The organism is Paracoccus versutus (assembly GCF_000763885.1).
In the GTDB taxonomy this organism is placed as follows: domain Bacteria; phylum Pseudomonadota; class Alphaproteobacteria; order Rhodobacterales; family Rhodobacteraceae; genus Paracoccus; species Paracoccus versutus.
On sequence record NZ_JRKO01000053.1, the window covers coordinates 25,253 to 34,694 of the forward strand.

Below are 9,442 nucleotides of genomic sequence, written 5' to 3' on the forward strand. Positions count from 1 at the left end.
GGTCTTCCCCGTCGCGCGCCAGCCCCCTGTCTGATATACATCGCCGCCGGGCACAAGCCGGGCCCGGCCGGGCGCCATGAGGCTTGCCCTGTTGGCGAAAAACGGTCACAGCAGGATCATGCCCGACCAAACCGTTCCGACCATGCGCCCCGCTTTTGCCCCCTGGCTGTCCCGCAGCAACGACGTGACCTCGGTCTTCCTGGCGGCGGGCCAGGTGCCCGGCCTGGTCAACCTTGCCGGCGGGCTGCCCGAGCCCTCGGTCTGGCCGGTCGCGGAACTGGCCGGACTGGCGGCCGAGGCGATCCGCAGCCACCCCGACGAAACGCTGGGCTATGGCCCGATCCCCGGCCTGCCGGCGCTGCGCGACCTGATCGCCGCCCGCTTCTCGACCGATGCGCTGCGGCTTTCGCGCGAGAACGTGCTGATCACCACCGGCGGCATGCAGGCGCTGGAGCTGATGGGCAAGGTGCTGCTGCAGCCCGGCGGGCTGGTCGCGGCGCAAAGCCCGGCCTATCTGGGCGCGCTCGACGCCTGGATGCCGCATGCGCCGCGCTATCGCCCGATGCGGATCGAGGGCAACGATTTCGACCCCCATGCCGCGCTGGCGGGGGCGCAATTCGCCTATACGGTGCCGAATTTCTCGAATCCCAGCGGCCGGCTGGTGGCCCTGCCCGAGCGGCAGGCGCTGGTCGCCGCCGCCCATGCCACCGGCACCTGGCTGATCGAGGACGACCCTTACGGCGCGCTTTACTACGAAGGCGAGCCCCTGCCGCGGCTGCTCGAACTGTCGGCGGGGGCGCGGCCCGGCCCCTATGACGGGCCGGTGGTCTACATGGGGTCGCTGTCCAAGGAGCTGGCGCCGGGGCTGCGCGTCGGCTGGGTGATCGCCGCGCCCGAGATGATCGCGGCGCTGGCCACCGCCAAGCAGGGCTCGGACATGTGTTCCAGCGGCTTGTCGCAGATGCTGGCGCTGCGCGCGCTGCAGGCGGGGATCACCGACCGCATCCGCCCCGAGGTGCTGGCGATCTATCGCGCCCGGCGCGACGCGCTGTGCGCCGCCATGCAGGCGCATCTGGCGGGCGACCTGGACTGGCAGGTGCCGGTGGGCGGCATGTTCGTCTGGGCCACGGCGCGCGATCCGCGGCTGGACACCGACCGGCTGCTGCATCATGCGATGGCCGAGGGGGTCTGCATCTCGCCCTCAAGCGTCTTCGACCCCGAGGGGCTGGACCGCCGTTCGCTGCGGCTGAACTTTACCCTGAACCCGCCCGAGCGGCTGGAAGAGGGCTGCCGCCGCCTGGCCCGCGCCATCCGCGCCGCGCTGGCCGAGACGGGCTGAACCGGCCCGTCACACTGCCGCGTCTGACCGCCCGTCAGACCGGCCAGACCAGCAGGATCAGCGGCACGCCGGTCAGCACCACCAGCGCCGACAGCGGCGCCCCCAGCCGGGCGTAATCGCCAAAGCGATAGCCGCCCGGCCCCATCACCAGCGTGTTGCACTGATGCCCGATGGGGGTCAGGAAATCGCAGCCTGCCCCCACCGCCACCGCCATCAGGAAGGCATCGGGCCGATAGCCAAGCTGGTCGGCAAAGGTCGCGGCGATGGGGGCCATGACCAGCACGGTCGCGGCATTGTTCAGGAAGGGCGTGACCGCCATGGCCGTGACCAGGATCAGCGTCACCGCGCCCCAGACCGGCAGGCCCGTCGCCGCCTGCGACAGCCACGCGCCCAGCAGGTCGGTCACGCCGGTCTTTTGCAGCGCCTCGCTGACCGGGATCAGCGCGCCCAGCATGATCAGGATCGGCCATTCGATGGCCTCATAGGCTTCCTCGGCGCTGATCGCGCCGGTCAGGATCATCAGCACGGCGGCGGCGAAGAAGGCGACGGCGACCGGCACCAGCCCCGCCGCCGTCGCCGTCATGGCGACCGCCAGGATCAGCACCGGCAGCAATTGCTTGCGCACCCCGCCCAGCCGGATATGGCGCTCGGCCAGGGGCAGCAGGCCCAGCACGCGCATCCGCTCGGGCAACAGCTCGATCGGCCCCTGCACCAGCAGCACGTCGCCCGCCGCCAGCACCGTCCGGCTGAGCCGCTGCGTCATGCGATGCCCGGCGCGCGAAATGGCGATCAGGTTCACGCCATGCTGGTCGAACAGCGCGATCCGCCCCACCGTCTGGCCGACCAGAAGCGAGGCCGGCGCGATCACCGCCTCGATCACGCCGATCTTGTCGGCCGGCAGCCCCTCTTCGGCCGCCGCATCCTGCCGGGTCAGCTCCATGCCCAGCTTGGTCACGGCGCGTTCCAGCGCATTCGGCTCGCCGCGCAACAGCAGGGTGTCGCCCATCTCGATCACGGTGTCGGGCAGCGTCACCGCGCGGCGCGCGCCGCCGCGGATCAGCCCGGTCACGGCCACCTCGCCATCGACGGCGCTGAGATACTCGCCCACCGTCATGCCGACGATGCCGGCGCCCTCGGGGACGGTGGCCTCGGTGTGATAGTCGCTGATGTTCACCGCCTCGCTCAGCGAGGCCGTCGCACGGCGGTCGCGCGGCAGCAGCCGATGGGCGAAAAGCAGGAAGACCAGCCCCACCAGCGACAGGCCGAGGCCGACCGGCGCATAGTCGAACATGGTGAAGGGCTGGCCCGTCATCTGCTCGCGCACCCGCGAGACGATGATGTTGGGCGAGGTGCCGACCAGCGTGATCAGCCCGCCCAGGAGCGAGCCGAAGGCCATCGGCATCAGATAGGCCGAGGGCGAATGCCCCGAGCGCCGCGCCATCTTCAGCGCCGCCGGCATCAGCATGGCCAGCGCGCCGATGTTCTTGACCAGCGCCGACAGGCCCGTGACCGAGCCGACCAGCACCAGAAGCTGCCAGCGCAGGGTCCGCAACCGCCCGAGCATCCGGCGCATCACCGCCTCGATCACGCCCGAGCGCGAGATGCCGGCGCTGACCACCAGCGCGCTGCCGACGATGATGACGATGTCGTCGCTGAAGCCGCGGAACGCCTCCTCCGGCTTGACCGTGCCGGCCAGCAGCGAGGCCAGCAGCGCGATCATCGCCACCACGTCGTAGCGCAGCCGCCCCCAGACGAACAGCGCCATCATCGCGCAAAGGATCAGCACGGCCAGGATCTGCGGCATGGCCATCGCTTGACCTTCCCTTCCGTCGGATACCTGACCCAATGCCGCGGCCCGGCGGGCGGTTCCGCGGCCGCGTTCCCGGACAGGTTGTCGCGGCGGCCGGGTGCCGGGTGCATTGCCGCTTGACAGCCGGCGCCCGGCTGCGGCAATGCGGGGCCGCTACGGTTCCGGCGGGCTTGCGCGCCGGATGAAAAGGGAACACCGGTGCGCCCGCCGGCCGCGATGCGGCCAGGGCAAGGCCGGGGCTGCCCCCGCAACTGTAAGCGGTGAGCGACGGTCGAACGTGCCACTGGGATCTCCTGGGAAGGCCGGCCTGAGCAGCGATCCGCGAGCCAGGAGACCTGCCGTGGCGATCACCCATTTCCGGCGCGGGGCGCGTCTGGAAAGCGGCCGTTCCGCAGAGGTGACGATCGTCGTCTTGCGGTCGGGCCTGCCAGCCTTTCCGCAGGGCATTTCTGCAAATCGCGGGCCGCGGGCCCGTGCTGGAAAGGCTTTGGAATGTTCAGAACTCCGGTTTCCCTGCTGGCCGCCACCGCCGCCCTGCTGCCGGCGACCGCCACCGGCCAGGAAGGCTATCGCCTGGACGAGGTGGTGATCTCGGGCGGGCTGACCGCCGTGGCCGAGGGCGGCTATGCCCGCGCCCATACCGTGCTGACCGCCGCCGAGATCGAAGCCAGGGGCATCGCCACCGTTCAGGACGCGCTGCGCGCCGTGCCGGGGGTTTCGGTCTCGGCCACCGGCTCGACCTTCACCCAGGTCCGCATCCGCGGCGGCGAGGGCAACCACACGCTGATCCTGATCGACGGGATCGAGGCGACGGGCGGGGCCGACGAATACATCCTGTCCGGGCTGGAGACCGCCAATATCGAACGCATCGAGGTGCTGCGCGGGCCGCAATCGGTCTATTACGGCTCGAACGCCTCGGCGGGCGTCATCAATATCATCACCCGCAAGGGCGGGCCGGGGCTGCATTACGGCGGCTCGGTCGAGCTGGGCAACGGCGCCGCCGCCTCGGCCCATGTCAGCCAGCGCGGCGCGCAGGGCGGGATCGCGCTGACCCTCTCGGCGCGGGACGACCACGGCTATGACCAGTCGGGCGACGGCGGCGAAAAGGACGGGACCAACCGCAAGACCATCGGGCTTTCGGGCGACTGGCAGATCGGCGAGGATCTGCGCCTGGGCACCACCCTGCGCCGCGCGAAGGAGAAATACGATTACGATTCCACCAGTTGGTCCGCGACCAGCGCGCAGGAATATGTGGTGGACGACCCGCACAAATACAGCGAACGCGACGAGTTCCAGGGCGGGATCTGGGCCGAATATTCCATGCTGGGCGGCCGGCTGACGCATCGGCTGGACTATCAGAATACGATCTACAAGCAAAGCTCGGACGGCGGCCCGGTCACGCGCGGCGAGACGCGCAAGCTGAAATACCGCGGCAGCTTCGGCATCGACGGCGCGGTGGCCGAGGCGTCGCACCTGCTGAACGTGCTGGCCGAGCGGCAAAGGGACGAAAGCTCCTCGGCCCCGGAAAACCGGCGCGAGATGACCTCGGTCGCGCTGGAATATCGCGGCTTCCTGGACAACGGGCTGGATGTCCAGGCCGGTGTCCGCCACGACGGCAACAAGGTGTTCGAGGACTTCACCAGCTGGAACCTGGGCCTGTCCTGGCATGTGCCGGACCGGCCCTTCCGCCTGCACGCCTCGGCCGGGACCGGGCTGGTCAACCCGTCCTATTTCGAGCTTTACGCCAATGCGGATTATGGCTCTTCGGTCTACCAGGGCAATCCGAACCTGAAGCCCGAAAAGAACCGCGGCTTCGACCTGGGCGTCGAGGCGCAACTTCCCAATGGCATGGGCGTGGTCGACGTCACCTATTTCAACGAAAAGCTGCGCGACGAGATCGAAAGCTATCTGGTCCGCACCGAGGGCGGCACCAGCTATTACAGCCATCGCAACCAGGCCGGCGAAAGCCCGCGCGAAGGGGTCGAGGTGACGGCCCGCATCAAGGCGACCGACAGTCTGGATGTCGCGCTGAACTACACCTATCTGGACGCCCGCAACCCGGACGGCTCGGTCGAGGTGCGCCGGCCCCGGCATGAACTGGGCCTGTCGGCGACGCTGGCCGTCCTGGAAGGGCGTGGCGATGTCACGGCGGACATTCGCCATGTCTCGGGCAATTGGGATACGCAATATTGGGGCACCTACCCGACCCGCGAACTGCCCGCCCATACCGTGGTCAACCTGGCGGCGGGCTACGACCTGACCGCGAATCTCCGCGTGACCGGCCGCGTGGTGAACCTGTTCGACAAGGAGTATTCCGATGTCTGGGGCTATGCCTCGCAGGGCCGCACCCTTTACGCCGGCCTGACGGCGAAATGGTAAGGCGGCTCGGCCTTGTCGCCGGCCTTCTGGCCGGCCTGATCCTGCCGGGATTTTTCCAGCCCGCCGCGGCCGAGCCGCCGCGCCGGGTGCTGTCGATGAACCTCTGCACCGACCAGCTGGCGATGATGCTGGCGGCGCCGGGCCAGCTGGTCTCGGTTTCCTATCTGGCGCAGGATCCCAGCGCCTCGGCCATGGCGGCCGAGGCCGGCCGCCTGCCCGTCAACCATGGCCTGGCCGAGGAAATCTTCCTGATGCGGCCCGATCTGGTGCTGGCCGGGGCATGGTCCACGCCCGAGACCATCCGGCTGCTCGACCGCCTGAACATCCCGGTCGAGGTGTTCCCGATCGAGATCGACATTGCCGGCATCCGCGCCAATATCCGCCGCATGGGCGCGGTGCTGGGCCGCGAGGCCCAGGCCCGCGCCATGCTCGCGCGCTTCGACGCCGACCTGGCGCGGCTTTCGGATGCGCAGGGCCCGCGGCCGCGCGCCGCGCTCTATGCCGCGAACGGCTACAGCTCGGGCTCGGACAGCCTGGCGGGCGAGATCGTGGCGCTGGCCGGCTTCGACAATGTCGCCGACGAACTCGGCCTGCCCTCGGGCGGGGTGCTGCCGCTGGAAACGCTGCTGCTTTCCGACCCCGACCTGCTGGTCGAGGGCCGCCGCTATGCCGGGCATGCCCGCGCGCAGGAGGTGCTGGACCACCCGGCGCTGAAGGCGCTGGCCCGCGGCAGGCCGGCCGAGGTCATGTCCGATCCCGATTGGGTCTGCGGCAATCCGCATATCCTGCGCGCCGTCTCGCAGCTGCGCGACGCGCGCCTTGCCTTGCAGGCCCGGCCATGACCGGGCCGCGCTATCCGCTGCTGATGGCCGCGCTGTCCACGCTGGTCGCGGCCCTGTTCCTGGCCTCGCTGCTGACCGGCCCGGCGGGGATCGGGCCGGGCGAAAGCCTGGCCGCGCTGTTTCGCGGCGGCGACGACCTGCTGGCGCTGGTCATGCGCGAATTGCGCCTGCCGCGCGCCATCCTGGGCCTGCTGGTGGGCGCGGCGCTGGGGATGGCCGGGGCGGTGCTGCAGGGCTTCCTGCGCAACCCGCTGGCCGAGCCGGGGCTGATCGGCACCAGCGCCTCGGCCGCGCTGGGGGCGGTGCTGGCGATCCAGACCGGGCTTTCCGCCGCCTTTCCCCTGGGCCTGCCGCTGGCGGCGCTGGCGGGGGCCGCGCTGTCGGTGCTGCTGGTGCTGATGCTTGCCGGGCCGCGCGGCGGCACGCTGGCGCTGATCCTGGCCGGCATCGCCATCTCGGCGCTGGCGGGGGCGGCGACCTCGCTGGTGCTGAACCTGTCGCCCAACCCCTTTGCCATCAACGAGATCGTGTTCTGGATAATGGGCTCGCTGGCCGACCGCTCGATGCTGCATGTCTGGATCGCGGCGCCCTTCATGGGCTTGGGCTTCGTGCTGATCTGGCCCATGCGCCGCGCGCTGAATGCGCTGACGCTGGGCGAGGACGCGGCGGCATCGAGCGGCGTGCATCTGGGCCGGCTGCGGCTGATGCTGGTCGCGGGCATCGCCGCGCTGATCGGCGGCGCCACGGCGGTCGCCGGCACCGTGGGCTTCGTCGGGCTGGTGGTGCCCCATGTGCTGCGCCGCGCGGTCGGCGCCAGCCCGGCGCGGCTGGTCCCGGCGGCGGCGCTGGGGGGCGCGGCGGTGGTTCTGGCCGCCGACATCGCGGTGCGGCTGATCGCGCCGGGCCGCGACCTCAAACTCGGGGTGCTGACGGCGCTGGTCGGTGCGCCCTTCTTCCTGCACCTGATCCTGAAAACCCGGCGCGAGGGGCTGTGACCATGCTTGAGCTTCGCGCCCTTTCGTTCCACCGCGGCGGCCAGGCGGTGCTGGACGGCATCGACCTCAGCATCGGCGCGGGCGAGTTCGTGGGCCTTCTGGGTCCGAACGGCGCCGGCAAGACCACGCTTCTGCGCGCGGCGCTGGGGCTCTTGCCGGCACGGGGGCACAGCTCGCTGGCGCGGCTTTCGGCGCGCGAACGCGCCCGCGCCGCCGCCTACATGCCGCAGGGCCGCGAGATCGCCTGGCCAATGCCGGTCGAGGCGCTGGTGGCGCTTGGCCGCATCGCCCATCCGCATTCCGCCGGCGCAACCGACCGCGCCGCCATCGAGCGCGCCATCGCCGCGCTGCACCTGGATCCCTTGCGCCACCGCCGCGCCACCGAACTGTCGGGGGGCGAGCAGGCCCGCACCCTGATCGCCCGCGCCCTGGCCCAGGAAACCCCGCTTCTGATCGCGGACGAGCCCATCGCCGGGCTCGACCCGGCGGCGCAGATCGACGCGATGCGGCTGTTTCGCCGGCTGGCCGGACAGGGCCATGCGGTGCTGGCCTCGCTGCACGACCTGGGGCTGGCGGCGCGGCATTGCACGCGGCTGATCCTGCTGCACCAGGGCCGGATCGCCGCCGACGGCCCGCCTCAGGCGGTGCTGACCGCCGCGAACCTGGCCCGCGTCTTCGGCATCACCGCCCATCTGGCGCAAGGCCCCGGCGGCATCCTGTTCCAGCCGCTCGACACCATTGAGGGAGAAGACCGATGACCGACATGCTGACCGCCCGGCTTGCCGCGGCGCTGACCGATACCGGCGCCGGCTGGTCCATGGGCTCGTTCGGGGCCATTGCCGAGTTCCATCATGTCGCGGGCGATCCGCCGCCCCAGCCCCTGGGCGAATGCGGCATCGTCACCGCCCGCGGCGGGCTGCGGCTGGACGACCTGGCCGAGGTGATCCCGGTGGCATGGGAGGCGCTGAGCCCACGGCCGCATCGCTGGCAGCAGGGCGTCTCGCTCTGCCTGCCCCAGGGGCGGCTGGGCACGGCGCGGCGCCAGGTGCTGACCGAGCTTGGCCCCGACGCGGGCGCGCTGCGCGACCAGGATCGCGGGGCGGTGCTGTTCGACCTGGGGCTGGACCAGCCGCAGGTCGATTTCTGCATCCGCAGCGACGATCCGGTGCTGGTCGCGCGGCTGCAGGCGGAATGCGGCCGCTCGGTCCTCGACCCCGAAAGCCGCGCCATGGCGGCGATCCTGCCCGCCCATCCGCATCGCGTGGCGCTGAGCCGCATCGGCCGGATCGAGGTCTACCAGAAGATCGGCGGGCCGGATACCGGCGGCGTCTCGCCCGTCGGGCCGCATACGCATATCCTGCCGCCGCTGCTGCGCGCCGGCCGCACCCATTCGGCGAATACGCCGATCCCGCCCGGCCTGGTGCCGGTCGCGGGGCTGCACCCGGCCAGCCCGGTCATGGACAGCCTGGGCCAGGACCGCGATTTCGACGCCGCCGCCTTCGCCGGGTTCCAGGCCATGCTGGCCGATTGGGGCGATGCCGAGCGCCATGCGCTGAAGGCGCGGGTCTGGGCGGCGCTGGCGGCGGGCGAGCCGCCCTCGGCCCTGGCCGAGCCGGCCGACCGCCATGCCCGCGCCGCGCTGCGCATCACCCTGCGCCAGGCCGAGCGGCGGGACGGGCCCTCGGCCCTGCTGTCGCAATGGCGCGCGGCGTTCGACCGCGAGGCGGCGCCGGCGGATGAGGACGCGCCGGGTCATTGACCGCGGCGCGAACCGATCAGCCGGCCACCTCCATCGTCGCCCTGACTGCGGTTTTCCACCTTGCGTATCGGGCCTCGCGCTCGGGCGCGGGCATGGCGGGGACGAAGCGGCGCTCCAGCGACCAGGCGCGGGCGAAAGCCTCGGGCGGCGGGCACAGGCCCGCCTGCAACCCCGCCAGGTAGCCCGCACCCAGCGCCGTCGTCTCGGTCACCGCCGGACGGTCCACCGGCGCCCCCAGGATGTCCGAGAGAAACTGCATCGTCCAGCCGCTCGACGCCATGCCGCCGTCCACCCGCAACACCCCGCCCGCATCCGGCC

The 9,442-nt window shown here is 71.4% G+C and carries 8 protein-coding genes and 1 riboswitch; of the genes, 6 read left to right on the forward strand and 2 right to left on the reverse strand.

Annotated features, from left to right (window positions below; translation table 11 throughout):
* The first annotated feature begins 118 nt into the window (after positions 1–118).
* Positions 119–1,339: an aminotransferase-like domain-containing protein gene (locus IT40_RS20590; protein ID WP_036759290.1), complete on the forward strand. Its 1,221-nt coding sequence runs from the start codon at positions 119–121 to the stop codon at positions 1,337–1,339.
* Between the two features lie 34 nt (positions 1,340–1,373).
* Here IT40_RS20590 and IT40_RS20595 read toward each other — a convergent pair whose 3' ends face one another.
* Entirely contained in the window at positions 1,374–3,149 is a 1,776-nt protein-coding gene (locus tag IT40_RS20595; protein ID WP_036759271.1) for an SLC13 family permease, read from the reverse strand.
* A 139-nt stretch (positions 3,150–3,288) separates the two neighbouring features.
* Positions 3,289–3,506, forward strand: a riboswitch (cobalamin riboswitch).
* A gap of 135 nt (positions 3,507–3,641) precedes the next feature.
* Between IT40_RS20595 and IT40_RS20600 the strand changes: the two genes are divergently transcribed.
* The 5 genes from IT40_RS20600 to IT40_RS20620 are packed head-to-tail and all read left to right on the forward strand — an operon-like array spanning position 3,642 to position 9,124.
* A complete protein-coding gene (locus tag IT40_RS20600) occupies positions 3,642–5,528 on the forward strand; it encodes a TonB-dependent receptor plug domain-containing protein (RefSeq protein ID WP_036759273.1) in 1,887 nt (628 codons plus the stop codon).
* Positions 5,522–6,370, forward strand: coding sequence for an ABC transporter substrate-binding protein (locus tag IT40_RS20605; RefSeq protein ID WP_036759275.1), 849 nt, complete (start codon positions 5,522–5,524; stop codon positions 6,368–6,370). The genes IT40_RS20600 and IT40_RS20605 overlap by 7 nt, the downstream gene beginning before the upstream one ends.
* The gene (locus IT40_RS20610; protein ID WP_036759278.1) at positions 6,367–7,365 is read left to right on the forward strand and encodes a FecCD family ABC transporter permease; all 999 of its coding nucleotides are present in this window, start codon (positions 6,367–6,369) and stop codon (positions 7,363–7,365) included. Before IT40_RS20605 ends, IT40_RS20610 begins: the two co-directional genes overlap by 4 nt.
* Positions 7,362–8,123, forward strand: a complete 762-nt coding sequence (locus IT40_RS20615) for an ABC transporter ATP-binding protein (protein ID WP_036759280.1) — start codon at positions 7,362–7,364, stop codon at positions 8,121–8,123. The genes IT40_RS20610 and IT40_RS20615 overlap by 4 nt, the downstream gene beginning before the upstream one ends.
* Complete coding sequence (locus IT40_RS20620; protein WP_036759282.1) at positions 8,120–9,124, forward strand: DUF6925 family protein; 1,005 nt, start codon at positions 8,120–8,122, stop codon at positions 9,122–9,124. Before IT40_RS20615 ends, IT40_RS20620 begins: the two co-directional genes overlap by 4 nt.
* Before the next feature lie 16 nt (positions 9,125–9,140).
* Here the strand turns inward: IT40_RS20620 and IT40_RS20625 are convergent.
* Positions 9,141–9,442: FGGY-family carbohydrate kinase (locus IT40_RS20625; protein WP_244274042.1), on the reverse strand; the 302-nt coding region annotated here is incomplete at its 5' end.

Excerpts from the sequence above, each read along its gene's own strand:
- IT40_RS20590 (WP_036759290.1), top strand. The coding sequence starts at position 119 with ATGCCCGACCAAACCGTTCCGACCATGCGCCCCGCTTTTGCCCCCTGG.
- IT40_RS20595 (WP_036759271.1), bottom strand. The coding sequence starts at position 3,149 with ATGGCCATGCCGCAGATCCTGGCCGTGCTGATCCTTTGCGCGATGATG.
- IT40_RS20600 (WP_036759273.1), top strand. The coding sequence starts at position 3,642 with ATGTTCAGAACTCCGGTTTCCCTGCTGGCCGCCACCGCCGCCCTGCTG.
- IT40_RS20605 (WP_036759275.1), top strand. The coding sequence starts at position 5,522 with ATGGTAAGGCGGCTCGGCCTTGTCGCCGGCCTTCTGGCCGGCCTGATC.
- IT40_RS20610 (WP_036759278.1), top strand. The coding sequence starts at position 6,367 with ATGACCGGGCCGCGCTATCCGCTGCTGATGGCCGCGCTGTCCACGCTG.
- IT40_RS20620 (WP_036759282.1), top strand. The coding sequence starts at position 8,120 with ATGACCGACATGCTGACCGCCCGGCTTGCCGCGGCGCTGACCGATACC.